The 16,781-nt window shown below is 54.6% G+C and carries 16 protein-coding genes; 10 read left to right on the forward strand and 6 right to left on the reverse strand.

The annotated features are described in order from the left end of the window. Positions 1 to 364: 364 nt before the first annotated feature. The 9 genes from ygjG (at position 365) to ACMGGU_RS18295 (ending at position 9,839) form a co-directional block, all read left to right on the forward strand. Positions 365 to 1,744, forward strand: a complete 1,380-nt coding sequence (gene ygjG, locus ACMGGU_RS18255) for a putrescine aminotransferase (protein ID WP_262802149.1) — start codon at positions 365 to 367, stop codon at positions 1,742 to 1,744. Between the two features lie 546 nt (positions 1,745 to 2,290). Further along, positions 2,291 to 2,839: a fimbrial protein BcfA gene (locus tag ACMGGU_RS18260; RefSeq protein ID WP_048028925.1), complete on the forward strand. Its 549-nt coding sequence runs from the start codon at positions 2,291 to 2,293 to the stop codon at positions 2,837 to 2,839. A 154-nt stretch (positions 2,840 to 2,993) separates the two neighbouring features. Beyond that, positions 2,994 to 3,701: a fimbria/pilus periplasmic chaperone gene (locus ACMGGU_RS18265; RefSeq protein WP_420300823.1), complete on the forward strand. Its 708-nt coding sequence runs from the start codon at positions 2,994 to 2,996 to the stop codon at positions 3,699 to 3,701. Between the two features lie 47 nt (positions 3,702 to 3,748). Then, the gene (locus tag ACMGGU_RS18270) at positions 3,749 to 6,367 is read left to right on the forward strand and encodes a fimbrial biogenesis usher protein (RefSeq protein ID WP_045910050.1); all 2,619 of its coding nucleotides are present in this window, start codon (positions 3,749 to 3,751) and stop codon (positions 6,365 to 6,367) included. Continuing rightward, positions 6,368 to 7,384 (forward strand): fimbrial protein, encoded by a 1,017-nt coding sequence (locus tag ACMGGU_RS18275; RefSeq protein ID WP_196352780.1) that lies wholly within the window; start codon positions 6,368 to 6,370, stop codon positions 7,382 to 7,384. A 10-nt stretch (positions 7,385 to 7,394) separates the two neighbouring features. Beyond that, entirely contained in the window at positions 7,395 to 7,937 is a 543-nt protein-coding gene (locus ACMGGU_RS18280) for a fimbrial protein (RefSeq protein ID WP_420300824.1), read from the forward strand. 9 nt (positions 7,938 to 7,946) lie between these two features. Next, on the forward strand, positions 7,947 to 8,477 hold the full coding sequence (locus tag ACMGGU_RS18285) for a fimbrial protein (RefSeq protein ID WP_080474243.1): 531 nt from the start codon (positions 7,947 to 7,949) through the stop codon (positions 8,475 to 8,477). Beyond that, positions 8,443 to 9,180: a molecular chaperone gene (locus tag ACMGGU_RS18290; protein ID WP_420300825.1), complete on the forward strand. Its 738-nt coding sequence runs from the start codon at positions 8,443 to 8,445 to the stop codon at positions 9,178 to 9,180. The genes ACMGGU_RS18285 and ACMGGU_RS18290 overlap by 35 nt, the downstream gene beginning before the upstream one ends. Positions 9,181 to 9,212: 32 nt before the next feature. Next, a complete protein-coding gene (locus tag ACMGGU_RS18295; RefSeq protein ID WP_053076390.1) occupies positions 9,213 to 9,839 on the forward strand; it encodes a hypothetical protein in 627 nt (208 codons plus the stop codon). A gap of 53 nt (positions 9,840 to 9,892) precedes the next feature. On the opposite strand, the gene lsrG is transcribed toward ACMGGU_RS18295, so the two are convergent. Genes lsrG through lsrA form a run of 6 tightly spaced genes read right to left on the reverse strand, consistent with a single transcriptional unit; the run spans position 9,893 to position 15,578 of the window. After that, a complete protein-coding gene (gene lsrG, locus ACMGGU_RS18300; RefSeq protein ID WP_003862606.1) occupies positions 9,893 to 10,186 on the reverse strand; it encodes a (4S)-4-hydroxy-5-phosphonooxypentane-2,3-dione isomerase in 294 nt (97 codons plus the stop codon). Further along, entirely contained in the window at positions 10,183 to 11,070 is an 888-nt protein-coding gene (gene lsrF / locus ACMGGU_RS18305) for a 3-hydroxy-5-phosphonooxypentane-2,4-dione thiolase (protein ID WP_032653516.1), read from the reverse strand. Before lsrF ends, lsrG begins: the two co-directional genes overlap by 4 nt. Before the next feature lie 11 nt (positions 11,071 to 11,081). After that, entirely contained in the window at positions 11,082 to 12,083 is a 1,002-nt protein-coding gene (gene lsrB / locus ACMGGU_RS18310; RefSeq protein ID WP_111967441.1) for an autoinducer 2 ABC transporter substrate-binding protein LsrB, read from the reverse strand. A gap of 1 nt (position 12,084) precedes the next feature. Then, positions 12,085 to 13,062: an autoinducer 2 ABC transporter permease LsrD gene (lsrD, locus tag ACMGGU_RS18315; protein WP_420300826.1), complete on the reverse strand. Its 978-nt coding sequence runs from the start codon at positions 13,060 to 13,062 to the stop codon at positions 12,085 to 12,087. After that, on the reverse strand, positions 13,063 to 14,094 hold the full coding sequence (gene lsrC, locus ACMGGU_RS18320) for an autoinducer 2 ABC transporter permease LsrC (RefSeq protein WP_420300827.1): 1,032 nt from the start codon (positions 14,092 to 14,094) through the stop codon (positions 13,063 to 13,065). Further along, a complete protein-coding gene (gene lsrA, locus ACMGGU_RS18325; RefSeq protein WP_420300983.1) occupies positions 14,091 to 15,578 on the reverse strand; it encodes an autoinducer 2 ABC transporter ATP-binding protein LsrA in 1,488 nt (495 codons plus the stop codon). Before lsrA ends, lsrC begins: the two co-directional genes overlap by 4 nt. 215 nt (positions 15,579 to 15,793) lie before the next feature. On the opposite strand from lsrA, the gene lsrR reads away from it, so the two are divergent. Further along, positions 15,794 to 16,765 carry a transcriptional regulator LsrR gene (lsrR, locus tag ACMGGU_RS18330; RefSeq protein ID WP_003862617.1) on the forward strand — a complete coding sequence of 324 codons (972 nt, stop codon included), beginning with the start codon at positions 15,794 to 15,796 and terminating at the stop codon, positions 16,763 to 16,765. The last annotated feature ends 16 nt before the right edge of the window (positions 16,766 to 16,781 follow it).

Raw genomic sequence — 16,781 nt, forward strand, 5'->3', positions numbered from 1 at the left:
ATCTTTAGTTGTTAAACTTGATGGAGATCGCAGATTTGACTTAAACCATACTTTTTGTACGATTTTTTAATCCATTGATTTCAAATACTTTCGCAGAGAAATTACCCACAAAGCATGACTCGTTAATGCCCGCTTAAGTCGCAGCGTATGCACTTCTTTAGTGCAGCGGCGCTTTTACCCCCTTCTTTATATTCTCTGCCCCGTACCGCTAAATCCCGTTTGGCTTCTATCGGCATGATTAAATATTGTGCAACATTATTTTAACCTGGCGTTTATCCCGATTTTCGTTAAGGCATCTGAAGTGGCGTAATCCCTGCAATACTTAAACCAGTATCATGTGATACGCGATCCCCGGGAGCACATTTTGAACAGGTTACCTTCCAGCGCCTCGGCTCTTGCCTGTACCGCGCACGCACTGAATCTCATTGAGAAGCGAACGCTTGATCATGAGGAGATGAAACAACTTAACCGAGAGGTCATCGATTACTTTAAAGAGCACGTCAACCCAGGGTTTCTGGAGTATCGCAAATCTGTTACCGCCGGCGGGGATTACGGAGCCGTAGAGTGGCAAGCGGGAAGTCTGAACACGCTTGTCGACACCCAGGGACAGGAGTTTATCGATTGCCTGGGAGGTTTTGGAATTTTCAACGTGGGGCACCGTAATCCAGTTGTGGTTTCCGCCGTACAGAATCAACTTGCGAAACAACCTCTCCATAGCCAGGAACTGCTCGACCCGCTTCGCGCCATGCTCGCGAAAACGCTGGCGGCCTTAACGCCCGGCAAACTGAAATACAGCTTCTTTAGCAACAGCGGCACGGAATCGGTCGAAGCGGCGATTAAGCTCGCCAAAGCGTACCAGTCGCCGCGCGGGAAATTCACCTTTATCGCCACCAGCGGCGCGTTCCACGGTAAATCCCTGGGCGCACTGTCGGCGACCGCGAAATCCACGTTCCGCAAACCGTTTATGCCACTGCTGCCGGGCTTCCGCCACGTGCCGTTCGGTGACATTAACGCCATGCGCACTGTGCTGAGCGAATGCCGTAAAACCGGCGATGACGTGGCGGCGGTGATCCTGGAGCCGATTCAGGGTGAAGGCGGCGTCATCCTCCCTCCGCAGGGCTATTTGCCTGCCGTGCGTCAACTGTGCGATGAGTTTGGCGCGCTGCTGATCCTCGACGAAGTGCAGACCGGAATGGGGCGCACCGGCAAGATGTTTGCCTGCGAGCACGAGAACGTTCAACCGGACATTCTGTGCCTGGCGAAAGCGTTGGGCGGCGGCGTCATGCCGATTGGCGCAACGGTGGCTACCGAAGAGGTGTTCTCGGTGCTGTTCGACAATCCGTTCCTGCATACCACCACCTTTGGCGGTAACCCGCTGGCCTGTGCGGCGGCGCTGGCGACCATCAACGTGCTGCTGGAGCAAAACCTGCCTGCGCAGGCGGAGCAAAAAGGCGACATGCTGCTGGACGGCTTCCGCCAGCTGGGCCGTGAATTCCCGGATTTGATCCAGGATGCGCGCGGCAAAGGGTTGCTGATGGCCATTGAGTTTGTTGACAACGAAATCGGCTACAGCTTCGCGAGCGAGATGTTCCGCCAGCGGGTGCTGGTGGCCGGCACGCTCAACAACTCAAAAACCATCCGCGTGGAACCCCCGCTGACGTTGACGATTGAGCAGTGTGAGCAGGTGCTGAAAGCGGCGCGTAAAGCGCTGGTGGCGCTGCGGGTAAAAGTGGAAGAAATATAATTATTCCTCTTTTCTTTTGTACGGTCCGGGAACAGAGTTGACAGATATTGACTTCATTCCCGGACCGTACAGCTTTCGCAAGAAGAGGTGACGTTAGCGCCGACGCGAATCATTTCAATTTGTAATCAAGTATTCCATAATGAAAATGAATAGCCTCTTCCCTTGACGTGTAATTTCAGCCCGAAATTAAATATTTAATCTTTACTGTAAGACAACACTTAATAATACACTCCAATTATCAATCTCAGCGATACAAACCCGCAAAATTTCACCGCGGCGAGTGTTTACTGTACTAATTCATACTAAAAATTAATAAAGATAAAGTTAAAAATACATTTAGAATTTCTAATTTAAAATGAGAAATCAACAGATTGATATAATATTTATCAGCGCATAAAATAATTCCCCGGAACATCATGAGAATGTGCGAAACATATTTATTGTATAATGCTGTATATCAAGGCTTTTTAAACCAGCATTATTTGATTCAGGTATTTACAATTTTGTTTCAACTTGACAGAGAACTGTTTATTTAAAAGGATTTGTATGAAAAAGCATGTCTTAGCAATGGTTGTTGCGGCCACAATGGCAAGCGCTGTAACCATGAATGCACAAGCGGAAAGCACAACGGTAACGGTAAGTGGTGGTACCGTTAACTTCGTAGGTCAGGTTGTGAATGCAGCGTGTTCAGTCGCTGCAGACTCCGTCGACCAGACCGTAATTCTTAGCCAGGTTCGTACCGTAAAACTGACTGAAAGCGGAATGCTGGCCAATCAGAAAGAAGATTTCCACATCAAGCTGGAAGACTGCGACACGTCCGTGAGCCAAAATGCAGCCGTCATTTTTAACGCCCAGCAGGATGCCACTCAGCCGGGTGCGATGGCGAATACAGCGGGTGCAGGGTCTGCGCTGAACGTTGCTCTGCAACTGTTTGGCCCTGACGGTAAAAAACTTGACCTGGGAACCACGTCTTCAGCGATCGGTCTGATTAACGGTGAAAATATCATTCCACTGAGCGTTGACTATATCGCGACTGGCGCGGCAACACCGGGTAACGTAGCGTCTACGGCAACCTTCCAGATGGTTTATTCCTGATCTGGACGGAAGGTTGTTGAACCTCCTTCACGCCCCGGTGTGAAGGAGGTTTTTTCAATGTAAACACGCATTTTTATATGTATTGAATACAGAGGATTAAACGAAATACGGTGTCCTGTGTATTCAGTTATATATTTAAGAAAGTGAAATATAAATGACACGAATTACTCCAGCAACTTTTATCAGCCAGCTGATTACTCATTGTTTCTTATTAGCCGCTTCAATGCTGACTATGGCTCACGCTGGTGGTATCAGCCTTGGCGCAACGCGAATCATTTATCCGCAGGGTGATAAGCAGATTTCATTGCCTGTTACGAATACTTCCGAGAACAATGCCTTTTTAGTGCAATCCTGGGTAGCAAATGCTGACCAGTCTAAATCTCAGGATTTTATTGTTACTCCCCCACTTTTTGTGATGCATCCAAAAAAAGAAAACACTGTGCGAATAATGTACGCTGGACCGGATCTGCCTACGGACAGAGAAAGCGTCTTTTTTTTCAACAGCAAAGCCATCCCGGCGGTCGATAAAAGCAAGTTGCAGGGAAATACGCTGCAGATAGCCACCCAAAGCGTTATTAAGCTTTTTATTCGTCCTAAAAAGTTACCGACGCCGTCCATTGATGCGCCAAAGACGCTGCGTTGCGCGCTGGCTAACGGCAGACTGATCATCAAAAACCCATCGCCTTATTACGTTTCTCTGGTTCAACTCAAAGTCGGAAGCGCGAAATTAACAAACACAATGGTTTCGCCCATGAACAGTCTGGTCATTGATCTCCCGGCAGGAAGCGGGAGCCAGGTGAGTTTCCAGACGGTTAATGATTTTGGTGCTACCACACCTGTTCAGTCATGCCCTGGAGCATAACGTTCCCGAAAAAACACGAACATAGCGCGTTGAAGCAGGCAGGAAAAATGAAGTGTCGTAAGTATCAGACAAGGATTGTCATTCATCGTTTGGCCCCTCTCACACTGGCCATGCTCGGTGCCTTATCATCCGTTAGCGCGGATGCAAACTATTATTTCAACCCTGCCTTCCTCTCAAGCGATCCTGCTGCGGTTGCGGATTTATCCCGTTTTAGTACTTCAGGTCAGGCGCCCGGGGTTTACCGCGTAGACGTCTGGCTGAATGACAATTTTATCGCCACGCGCGACATCACCTTTAATATTCGTAAGGTGTCAAAACCCACAGATGATGATACGGGGCTCGCGCCCTGTTTATCACTCAAATCACTGGATGCAATGGGCGTTAATGTCGATGCATTTCCAGGCTTGAAAGACGAAAAAGAGAGCCAGTGTGCGGACTTACCTTCTGCCATCCCTGCGGCCAGCACCCTTTTTGATTTTGAACGGCAACGCCTGGATATCAGCATCCCGCAAGCTGCGCTGCGTAATAACGCACGTGGTTATATTCCTCCAGAACAATGGGATGAAGGGATCAATGCCCTGTTGCTGAATTACGACTTTACGGGTTCACACAGCCGTAATAGCGGCGATCATGGTTCGACAACCGACAACTACTTTTTGGGAATGAACAGCGGGTTTAACCTGGGTCCCTGGCGACTGCGGGATTTTTCCACATGGAACTACAGCAGCAGCGGTTCAGAGACTTACACAGACTGGCAGCACATTAAAACCTACGTCGAACGTGCCGTTATCCCACTGAAGAGCAAGCTCACAATAGGTGAAAATTACACAACGTCGGATATTTTCGATAGCCTGCCGTTTCGGGGAGTGCAGATCAATTCGGATGAAAACATGCTGCCGGATAGCATGAAGGGTTTTGCCCCCACCATTCGCGGGATCGCGAAATCCAATGCGCAGGTGACGGTTAAACAAAACGGTTACACCATCTATCAAAGCTATGTCCCGCCAGGCGCATTTGCGATTACCGATCTTTACCCCACCTCATCCAGCGGCGATTTGAATGTCGAGGTAAAAGAATCTGACGGTACGATCAACAGTTACTCCGTACCCTATTCTGCGGTTCCGGTTTTACAGCGTGAAGGTAGCGTAAAATATTCCGCTACCGCTGCCCGTTATCGCAGTAGCAGCGATCAGCAAGAGGACGTGAACTTTGTCCAGGGAACGCTCATCTGGGGTTTACCCAAAGGGTTTACGGTTTATGGCGGTTCTCAGCTGACGGAAAAATACGCCGCCTTTGCCGCCGGTTCCGGCGTAAACCTGGGTAACTTTGGTGCTGTCTCGGCCGATTTCACCCATGCCCAAAGCGAACTGAGCGACGGTAGCTCACACAGCGGGCAATCAATACGTTTTTTATATGCAAAATCGCTGAACAACGTTGGAACCAACTTTCAGCTGTTAGGTTATCGCTACTCAACATCCGGTTTTTATACGCTGGATGAAACCACCTATAAGCAGATGAAAGGGTATATCGGCCAGGACGATCCGAATAACGGCACCGAAGACCATGAGCCCGTGTGGACTGATTATTACAATCTCTACTACACCAAACGCGGTAAGTTACAGGCCAATATTTCCCAGCAATTGGGTCAGGCCGGGTCGATTTTCCTCAACGGCAGTCAGCAAACATACTGGCATACTGATGAAAAAAACACGCTTCTGCAGCTAGGCTATAGCGGAACGGCAGCAGGCGTGAGCTATAACCTGACGTATAACTACAATAAAGCGCCAGGCATGAGCAACAGCGATCGCATTTATTCGTTAACGCTCTCATTCCCGCTTAATCTCTGGCTCCACCCGGGTGGAGACGTGACCAAACGTTTAAACAGCATTTATACCACTTACGGCATGAGCGCCGATGATAATGGTAGGGTTACCAACACAGCGGGCATTAACGGAACGCTGCTTGAGGATAATAACCTGAGCTACAGCGTTCAGCAGGGTTATCAAAATCAGCATGCCGGTGCCAGCGGTAGCGTCAGTACGGAATATGATAGCGCCTACGGTAATGCAAACCTGGGGTACAACTACAGTAATAACGGCGACTACCAACAGATAAACTATGGCCTCAGCGGCGGTATTGTCGCCCACCGCAATGGCATTACCTTGAGCCAGCCGTTGGGCGATACCAATGTCCTGATCGCAGCGCCAGGCGCAAGCAACGTTAAGGTTGAAGACGGACCCGGGATCCACACTGACTGGCGAGGCTATGCCGTTGTGCCGTACGCCAGCGCATACCACCGTAACCGTATGGCGCTGAATACCAACTCCCTGAGCGACGACCTGGACATTGACGAGGCCGTTACCCAGGTTGTTCCCACCCAGGGTGCCCTTGTACGCGCGACCTTCAAAGCCCGCTCCGGCAATCGTGCCATGATCTCATTAATTCATAACGGTCAACCGGTGCCCTTTGGTGCCATTGTCACGCGCGGTGATGAAGGGGGAGACACGATTGTAGGCGAGAACGGCGAAGCTTATCTGTCAGGGCTGGGCTCAACAGGCACCCTGACGGCGCAATGGGGCGACACCCGCGATAAAAAATGTATTGCGATCTATAAGCTAACTGAAACAAAGCAGTCCCTCGTGCGTTTAAAAGCGGAGTGCCGATAGGTGAAATTACGTATTTTTATTTTATTACTGAGTCTTGTCACGTCAGCGAAAAGCCTGGCGGTGATCTGCCATAATTTTTCAAATAGCATTACGATTGTAAATTACGATCTGTCAACGACGTTGACCAAAGAAGAAAACCAGCTGGGAAAGGCTGTTGAACTGATTAAGTCACAGGATGTGGGCGTCGAAGCCATATGCGCGCAACACCCTGACGGGGATTCTCGAACCTATCGTTCATACCGAAGCCCCTTTCCGGTTATCTTCACAGAAGATCAGTGGAAATATATGAGCCTCGATCCAACCTATATCGCGGGCGCGATGCGCATTACCGACTCTGATATTGGTGATTATTATCCCCCTGCGGATTACATCCATATGGGGAAAGACTGGAGGGTCGATAGAGAAGATCTTAACGAACCCTTTTCAGTATATGATTCCAATCTGGTGTTCAGAATAAAAATTGTCAAACCGTTTATTGGCACGGTGATTATCCCCAATAAAGTGATGTTCAATGTTTATGTTACAACAACGAACACTGACCCGCTGAATACTATTGTTTATCAAATTACGTACAACGGCGCCGTAACCGTGCCGCAAAACTGCGTCATTAATGCGGGACAGGTGATCACTGTTGACCTGGGAAAACTAAACAGTTCTTCATTCACGACCGTCGGTGAGAAGCCGTATAACGCGCCGGTAAAAACCTTTAACGTTCCTGTCGAATGTAATGCGGACGTGATATCACCCGCGCATCTCACGCTTCGACTGGTGGCAACGGCAGACACGCACGTTAGCCAGGCGCTTGCAACCGATAATAAAGATGTTGGCGTCGTGGTAACCAACGAAAATGGCACCGTCATGATCCCTAACGACACGTCCAGTGTCGCTGATTTTATTACTGATGATACGGGCCATGCCGACGTAACGTTAAAAACCTACCCTATCAGTACCACAGGCAATGCTCCAGCAGAAGGTGTTTTCACAGCTCTGGCATGTTTACGTATCGATTTTGCGTAAGGGGTGAATAATGAAAATCGTTTATTTTTTCCCGCTGGCGATGCTGTTTATCGGGATGCCGGTCACCTATGCGGATGATGGCGCGTCAATTAACCTCCAGATATTCGGCACCATTATTGGTGAGTCTTGTGATGTTGATGTGAACAGTAAAGAACAAACGGTTGAACTGGGCGACTTTGACGCATCGGAATTTCCAGTACCGGGAACAACGTCGCCAGAAAAAGCGTTTACCATCGACCTGAATAATTGTTCACGTGCCATCCAGGGAACAAAAGTCTGGTTCAGCGGTACGCCTGATAGTAATAATCCCGATCTGTTAGCCCTGAGCGACACGGGTAAAGGCACGGCCACCGAAATGGCGACCGGCGTTGGCGTGGAGCTTCTCAATGCCGAACTGAATCCAATCAAGATAAATAATGTGGAATCAGCAATCTATCCGTTAAAGCAAGGCGATAATAGCCTGACGTTTAATTTACGGTATAAATCTACTCTGCCAGCGGTTACGCCTGGGAATGCAACGGCCATTATGTATTTTGATTTGCTCTATCAGTAGGATGCGGAAATGAAAAAAAAATTAACAATGATATTCACCGCGCTTTTTCTGGTGGCATTGTTTTCTGAATGTACACTGGCGCACGACGGTACAATTTATATCACTGGCGTTATCCATAAAAAGACGTGCACTATCGCGCCTGACTCACAGACGCTGACGGTCCCAATGGACAGCGTTCAAAGCCTCTACTTCACCCAACCGGGTATGGGGGCCGATTATCACCCGTTTGCCATTAATGTGGAAAACTGTGCCGGAACAGAAGGCTCCGTCAGTATTACCTTTGATGGCACACCCGACACGGCAAACCCCGATTTGCTAACGCTCATCGGCGGTGAAGGCTATGCGACGGGCATCGGTGTAGGTATTTACAATCAGGACAAATCGCTGATTTCCATCGGAAGTAAAAGCCAGGACGTCTTGATTATCCCTCATCAAAGCGACGCCATTCTGCATTTTTACGCCCGCTACATTGCCACTGCCAGTACCGTCACCACGGGGACGGCAAATGCGACGACGACATTTATTCTTAATTATGCGTGAACGTTTATTCCCGGCGACGATGCTGCTTCTCTTTTTATTCTCGATGACCGTGCCCCAGGCAAGGGCAGGGGTCACGATCGGTGGAACACGTTTTGTCTATCCGGAACGAGAGAAATCAATCAGTTTTTCTGTCCGTAACCCTTCTGACGCTTCTTACCTGATCTACACCAAAGTCGAGCCAGGCGGCCTCTGGGCAGGCTCTGAAACCCCGCCCGGGTTGCAATCGGCATTTGTCGCCACGCCACAGCTGTTTTCATTGCATCCTGAACGTGAAAACACGGTTCGCCTGATATTTACGGGAGGCGTCATACCTGAAGATCGCGAAACGCTGTTCACGTTAAGCGTTTCGGCCATTCCTTCTGCGAACAAGCACTCCGCAGGCGTTCAGACTGCAGTGCGTTCACGCTTTAAACTTTTTTATCGCCCCGTCGGGCTCACCGGTAATCCTGATGATGCTTATCAGGCTCTACGCTGGTCGCGAAGCAAAAGTAAGGTCGTCGTGTATAACCCGACGCCTTATTACATCACGCTTTATCAGCTCAGCCTCGGGGGGAAGAACATACCCGACGGCGGCGTTGTCGCCCCTTTTAGCAAGCGCGAGCTCGAAGGTTGTATAGACGCCGCGCTGTGCCAGGTACGCTGGCAAACGATTAATGACTATGGCCGCATTATGCCTGTTCGAATGCAAACACTTTTGTCGTAGTCCAGTTCTTACTCTTTTTACGGAATAATAGTATGAAAGTCCCTACCGTCCTTTGTCGCCTCTCAGTCCCCCTTGCTGCGGCACTTGTTTTCTCCACCGCAACGCAGGCAGAGCCCGCCACGCCCCAGCAGATCGAGCAAACAGGAAAAGCGGCAGAAGCCTATTTCGCTGCACACCCTGAAAAATTAGGGGAAATTGTCTCGACCTATCTTGCCGAGCATCCTGAGTTTTTGGTTGCGGCGGGCGAAAGCCTTCGCCAGCGTCAACAGATAGCCCAGCAGCAAGCCATGGTGCAAAATGCCGTGATCCATCGCGATCGGTTACTTGCCGCCGGCGATCCCGTCGTCGGCCCCGTTGACGCAAAAGCCGCCGTGGTGGCTTTCGTGGAAGAAAACTGTGTGAACTGCAACATCACACAAGAGCTTATCCATGCCAATCCGGATGTGCGTTTTATCTTTAAAAAATTGCCTTCAGCCGGGTCGGCAAACAAAGCATTACAGGAAAACGTGACGCTAGTGAAGCAGATCGGTTTTACCAACATGCCAGCGTTTGTCGTTTTGCCTCAGGAAAAAGATCCTGTCATTCAGCGCATTAGCGTTATGTCCGGCAACGTTTCTGCTGATGCATTAATCATGGCGATTCAGAAAGCCAAAGGATAGCCCGAACGCTTTTCTTTCCGATGACGCGCAAAAGCACGTCATCGGACACGAGGTTACTCCGGCAACAGCCCGACGAAGCTGCGCTTTTTGCGCGGCTCCGACATCAGCTCCTCAAGTTTATCCACGCACGCCAGATAGTGTGGCGTTTGCTTATGCGCCAGCACCGCCTCTTCGTCTTTGTAGGCCTCGTAGATAAAGAACCGGGTTTTCACGCGTGGGTCCTGCAGCACGTCAAAGCGCAGGTTCCCCGGCTCCTTGATCGCTCCCTCATGGTTGGCGCGAAACACCTCCAGAAACTCGTCTACCCGCTCGGGCTTAATGTTGATCTCCACCAGCGTCACATTCATTTTGCTTCTCCCTGTTTCTCTTCCTGCCAGAACTGGAACGCATCGCGGGCATTCCAGTTCTCGTGAACCACTTTCTTCACCGCCTTCAGCATGGCGAGCGGCGCGCTGGACTGGAAGATGTTGCGCCCCATGTCCACGCCCGACGCGCCCTGGTCAATCGCCCGCCAGCACATCTCCAGCGCCTCGTGCTCCGGCAGCTTTTTGCCCCCGGCGATGACAATCGGCACCGGACAGCTGGCGGTCACTTTTTCAAAGCCTTCATCCACGTAGTAGGTTTTGACGAACTGCGCCCCCATTTCGGCGGCGATGCGGCTGGCCAGCGAGAAATAGCGCGCGTCCCGCGCCATCTCTTTCCCCACGCCCGTCACCGCCAGCGTCGGCATGCCGTAGCGCGCCCCCGCGTCCACCAGCTTGATGATGTTATTAATCGACTGATGCTCAAACTCGCTGCCGATATAGACCTGCGCCGCCACCGCGCAGACGTTCAGGCGCAGGGCATCTTCCATCGCCACCGCCACGCACTCGTTGGACAGTTCCCCCAGGATTGAGTTACCGCCGGAGGCGCGCAGCACGACCGGTTTATTGGTCGCAGCAGGCACCTGGCTCCTGAGGATGCCGCGGGTACACATCAGCACGTCGGTTTCACCAAACAGCGGCGCAATGGAGAGATCGATACGCTCAAGGCCGGTGGTCGGCCCCTGAAAGTAGCCATGGTCAAAGGCCAGCATCACCGTACGGTTGCTCTGCGGGTTGAAGATGCGTGCCAGGCGGGACTGCATGCCCCAGTCCAGCGAGCCGCAGCCCTTCAGCGTGAACGGCACATTCTGCTGCGGCGTGCCGATGCCAAAATCCTTACCGTCTTTGATATCGTCTAAATCAGCCATTTGCTCCCCCGTCAGAAATCGTATTTGCTGATGTTCTCTTTGGTGAACACCACCCGCTCCGGCAGCAGCACGATGCCGTTGCCCTTCGCCTCATACTGGTAGCCCTGCACGCTGTTCGGCTCGACCTTCAGCGCCCCGATGTTTTTTACGTCCACGCTGTCGCCGACGTTAAGATCGCCTTTTTTCAGCAAACGATCGGCGACATTGACCGCAATTTTGCCCTGTTGCACCACGTCCCAGAGGCCAAAGGCCTTCACCGTGCCGCGCTCAACGTACGGGCGCATCACGTTTGGCGTGCTGAAGCCGACAATCGCCACCCCTTCCCGCTTCAGGTTTTCCGCCGCCTGCGCCGCGGCAGGAAGGGCGTTGGCGTCCGGGGCGATGATCGCATCCAGATCCGGATACGCTTTTAAGATCCCCTCGGCGGTTTGCAACGATTTGGTGGCGTCGTTATAGCCAAACTGGGTGGTGACGACCTGCCACTGCGGATGATCTTTCTCGATTTTGGCCTTCGCCTCTTTCACCCACTGGTTCTGGTCAGTGACGGTCGGGCTGGAGTAGAAGAACGCCACTTTGGCATTCGGTTTAGTGACCTGCTTGCCCGCCATGTCCACCAGCAGGCCGCCCAGCTGTTCCGGCGTCCCCTGGTTGATGTAGATACTGCGGCACTCCGGTTTGGTGTCGGAGTCCCAGGTCAGAACCTTAACGCCGCGCTGCATCGCACGCTTCAGCGCCGGACACAATCCGTCCGGCGACACGGCGGAGACGATAATGGCGTTATAGCCCTGGTTGACGAAGTTATTGATGAGCTGCACCTGGCCGGAAACGCTCGGCTCGGTCGGACCGTCGTAGGTGACGTCCACGCCAAGATCTTTCCCCGCCTCTTTCGCGCCGTTGCCGCCGCTGGTGAAGAAGCCGACACCCACCAGCTTCGGGATAAAGGCAATGCGGTCCGCCGCCTGCGCCGAGGCGAAGCTGAGGGCCATTGCCAGGACGAACAGTTTTGTTTTCATCTTACGCTCCGGATAGTTTTCTAAAGAGAGATCGCACCCATTCGCGGTGCAGACTCAGCGAACGTCCCATCACCACCACAACCAGCAGCGCCCCTGACAGCGCGCTCGACACCTGGTTGGGGATGCCGACCATCTGTAAACCCTGTTGCAGGTACCCCACTAGCAGCGCCGCCAACGCCGTACCGAGAACCGAACCTGACCCGCCGTAGATATTGGCCCCGCCGAGCACGGCGGCGGTGAGCGCGGGCATCAGTAAATCGCGCCCCAGATCCGAACGCGCGGAGCCGAAATAGGAGACCATTACCAGCGCGGCAATCGCGGAGGCTACGCCCACCAGGCCGTACAGCGCGTAGGGCATGCCGTTCACCGACAGCGCCGCATAGCGCGCCGCGCGCGGGTTCTGCCCAATCAGGAACAGATGGCGCCCAAAGCGCCCGCGGTGGGTAATGAGCCAGAAGAAGACGGTGATAGCCGCGAACAAGACCAATGGGATCGGCAGGCCAAATACCGTGAGGTTAGCGAAGGCGGTAAAGCTGTCCGGGAAGCCGCCGATGCCCTCGTAGCCCGTGGCCCCCGCCATGCCGGAGAGCAGCAGCGCCCCGCCGCCGTAGAGGTAGAGCGTGCCGAGGGTGATCACCAGCGGGCTGATGCCGGTGTAGTGGATCAGCGCCGCGTTTACCAGCCCGCACAGCAGTCCCAGCAGCAGCGTCAGCGGAACGGCGACCGCCATCGGCCACCCGGCCTGCATCATCACACCCAGCGCAATCGCGCACAGGCCGATGGTCGAGCCGAGGGAGATGTCGATCCCGCCGCTGATAATCACCAGCGTCAGCGGCAGCGCCACGATGCCAATGCAGATAAAATCGCTGGTGCTGAATAACAGCATATTGATGTCGAGCATGCGCGGGTTGATGGCGCCGAAGAGCAGGATCTCCAGCACCAGCAAAATGAGCAGCGCGCTTTCCCAGTTAAGCCTCATTTACGCCACCTCTTTTTTGCGTTTGGGAAAGGGGGTGACATGCTTTCCCCCTTTGTTGCCCGGCTGGAAGCGACCGTACTTCAGCGCCCGCTGATGCCGCGCCAGCGCCTGGCGCAGACGCCCGTCGAGCACCAGCACGCCCAGCAGCACCAGCCCGGCGATAAAATCATTCCACCAGGCAGGAAGCCTGAACAGCACCAGCACGGTGTCGATTTGGGTGAGGAAGAACGCGCCGAGCAACGCGCCGATCAGCGTGCCCGTGCCGCCCAACAGCGAAATGCCACCCAGTACGCAGGCGGCGATGGCCTTCATCTCCAGCCCGCTGCCGGTCTGGTTGGGCACGAAGCCAATCTGTGCAGCAAAGACAATCCCGGCGCAGGCCGCCAGCATGCCGTTGAGGGTAAAGGCGATCATGCGGGTGCGGTTCACCGCTACGCCCAGCTGCCGCGCGGCGGCGAGGTTATCGCCCACCGCGTAGAAATCACGCCCGAACGCGGTGCGCGACAGCGTCCACGCACCGGTGACCACGATCATCAACACCACCATGCCAAGGGGCGACACGCCGATGGCCGCAGGCTCAGAGAGGGATTTCAACCCCGGCGGCAGCCCCTCAATCCACTTCCCGCCGGTCCAGAGCAGCATCGCTCCACGGTACAGCCCCAGCGTGCCGAGGGTGGCGACGATCGCCGGGATGCGCAGCCCCACCACCAGCAACCCGTTGAACGCCCCGGCCAGCGCGCCAACCATGAGCGTGAAGAGAATGGAAACCGGCAGGCTGTAGCCGCTGTTGAGCGCTACGCCGACGGCAATGGCGGAGAGCCCGACCGTGGAGCCGACGGAGACATCGATATTGCGGGTCAGCATCACCAGCGCCGCGCCGATGGCCAGCAGGATCAGGATCTGCGAGCTGGCGAAAATCATCCCCAGCGTCTGCAGGCTGAAGTAAGAGGGATTAAGCGCCACCAGCACGGCGAACAGCGCCAGAATGGCGAGAAACGCGCTTAGCTCGCGGTTTTTCAGTAAGATCTTCATGCTTGCCCTCCGAACGCCAGCGCCATCATGCGATCGAGGCTGACGGCATGGCGCGGCAGCTCGCCGCTGAGCACGCCCTGGTGCATCACCAACACGCGGTCCGCGAGGCCCGGAAACTCATCGAGATCGCTTGAGATCATCAGCACCGCCACGTTTTGCGCCGCCACGCTTTTGATGAGCTGGTAGATATCGGCGCGCGCCGAGACGTCCACGCCGCGCGTCGGTTCATCGACGATCAGCAGTAAAGGATTGGCCTCCAGACAGCGCGCCAGCAGCACCTTCTGCTGGTTGCCACCGGAGAGCGTGCGCACGGTTTGATCCGCATGGTTGAGCTTGATCCCCAGCGCCCGGTGATAGCGCTCCACGACCGCAGACTCCCGCTTGCGCTGCTGCCAGAGCGACGGCTCGTTCAGCGCCACGGTGTTCCAGCGGATCGGCGCGTCGAGGAACAGGCCGGACACCTGCCTGTCTTCCGGCAGGTAGACCAGGCCTCTGTTTAGCCGCGAGCGCACCGGATCGTTGGCGATCTCCTGGTTCTCCAGCCAGATGCGCCCCCCGCGTACCGGCCGCAGGCCGTAGAGGGTTTCGGCAAACTCGGTACGTCCGGATCCCACCAGCCCCGCAAGGCCGACGATCTCCCCGGCGTAGATTTCAAGGCTCAGATCGATAAACCCTTCCCCGGTGAGATCCTCCACCCGCAGCACCGGAAAGTCCTGCGGCTGGGTGCGACGGTTGCCCGGCAGCGCCAGCCACAGCTTTTGCGTATCGCTGAGGGATTTCTCCCGGCTCACCGGCGTCATTGCGGCAATCAGGGCGTTATCGTCGAACTGCGCGGTTTCCCCGCTCAACACCACCGCGCCGTCGCGCATCACCGAGACGTGGCTCGACAGCACGCGAATTTCCGGCAGCTTATGGGAGATAAAAACAATCCCGACGCCGAGTGCCTGCAGGGCGCGGATCTGGCGGAACAGCCGTTCGGTTTCGCCCGGCGTGAGGGAGGCCGTAGGTTCGTCGAGGATCAGGATCCGGGCGTTGCGCATTAATCCGCGCAGGATCTCCACCATCTGCTGATCCGCCACTTCCAGGGTGCTGGCGGCGGCGTCGAGGTTGAGCTGGCACTGCAACTGCTCAAGTTTTTCCGCCAGCCGCTTTTCCCGATCGCGCTCGCGCGGCAGGCGGAACAGGATATTTTCCCGCACTGTCAGGTTGGGGAACAGCAGCGGCTCCTGCGGCACGAGGTAAATGCCGAGCCTGTGCGCCTGCACGGGCGTCAGCCGCGCATATGACTGCCCCTCGACGGAAAGTTCACCATCATCCGGCGTCTCGACCCCGGCGATGATCTTCATCAGCGTCGATTTTCCTGCGCCGTTTCCGCCCATCAGCGCGTGCACCTGGCCCGCAAGCAGCGTGAAATCAATGCCTTTTAGAACCGGCACGCCTGAGAACTGCTTGCTGATATTCCGCGCGTCGAGAAGTGAGGTCATCATCGCTCCGCTATTGAACAAATGATTTTTAGATTTAATAATGTTCAAAAGCGTAGACGGTGAACTATATTTACAACCGTGCAGGGATCACAGTTTTATCGATTGAGATTCAGATAAACCAGAAACGATCGAAATGATCCGTTTTGTCGCGTGGCTCACACTTTCCCTTCGCGCCATTACGAACATATGATCTAAATTTTTATAAGAGTTCAACTATGAGCGATAAACGCACTGCGGAAGAAGGACGGTTTGCCGGGCTGGCGCTGGCGGAAGAGGAGCTGGTGGCGCGCGTGGCCTGGTGTTACTACCACGACGGGCTGACCCAGAACGATATCGGCGAACGCCTCGGGCTGCCGCGATTAAAAATCTCCCGTCTGCTGGAGAAAGGCCGTCAGTCCGGGGTGATCCGCGTGCAGATCAACTCCCGCTACGAGGGCTGTCTGGCGCTGGAAACCGAGCTGCAGCAGCGCTTTGGCCTGAAGCTGGTGCGCGTGATGCCTGCCTTAAATACGCCGCCGATGAACGTGCGGCTGGGCATTGGCGCAGCGCAGTCGCTGATGGGCGTGCTGGAACCCGGCCAGCTGCTGGCGGTGGGGTTCGGTGAAACCACCATGAGCAGCCTGCAGCACCTGAGCGGATTTATCAGCTCACAGCAGATCCGCCTCGTGACGCTGTCCGGCGGCGTCGGGCCATACATGACCGGTATCGGCCAGTTGGACGCGGCCTGCAGCGTCAGCATGATCCCCGCCCCGCTTCGCGTGTCATCCGCAGAGGTGGCCGGGATCTTAAAACGCGAAACCAGCGTGCGGGACGTGATCCTCGCGGCCACCGCCGCCGACGTCGCGGTGGTGGGTATTGGTTCAGTCAACCAGCGCCGCGATGCCACGATCCTGCGCTCCGGCTACATCAGCGAAGGTGAACAGCTGATGTACGCCCGCAAAGGCGCGGTCGGCGATATTCTCGGTTATTTCCTCAATGCCGAAGGGGAGTGCGTCGAGGAGCTGGAGATCCATAAAGAATTACTCGGCGTCTCGCTCGATGAGCTGGCGCAGCTGCCCACCATCGTTGGCGTGGCCGGAGGGGAAGAGAAAGCCGATGCGATTTATGCCGCACTGAAGGGTCGCCGTATCAATGGCCTGGTGACGGAGGAGACGACAGCCCGCGCGGTGCTGGCTCTGGCCAAGTGAGAGCCCGCCCTGCGCT

Origin of the sequence: Enterobacter sp. BNK-8, from assembly GCF_048685095.1 — a bacterium.
In the GTDB taxonomy this organism is placed as follows: domain Bacteria; phylum Pseudomonadota; class Gammaproteobacteria; order Enterobacterales; family Enterobacteriaceae; genus Enterobacter; species Enterobacter quasiroggenkampii.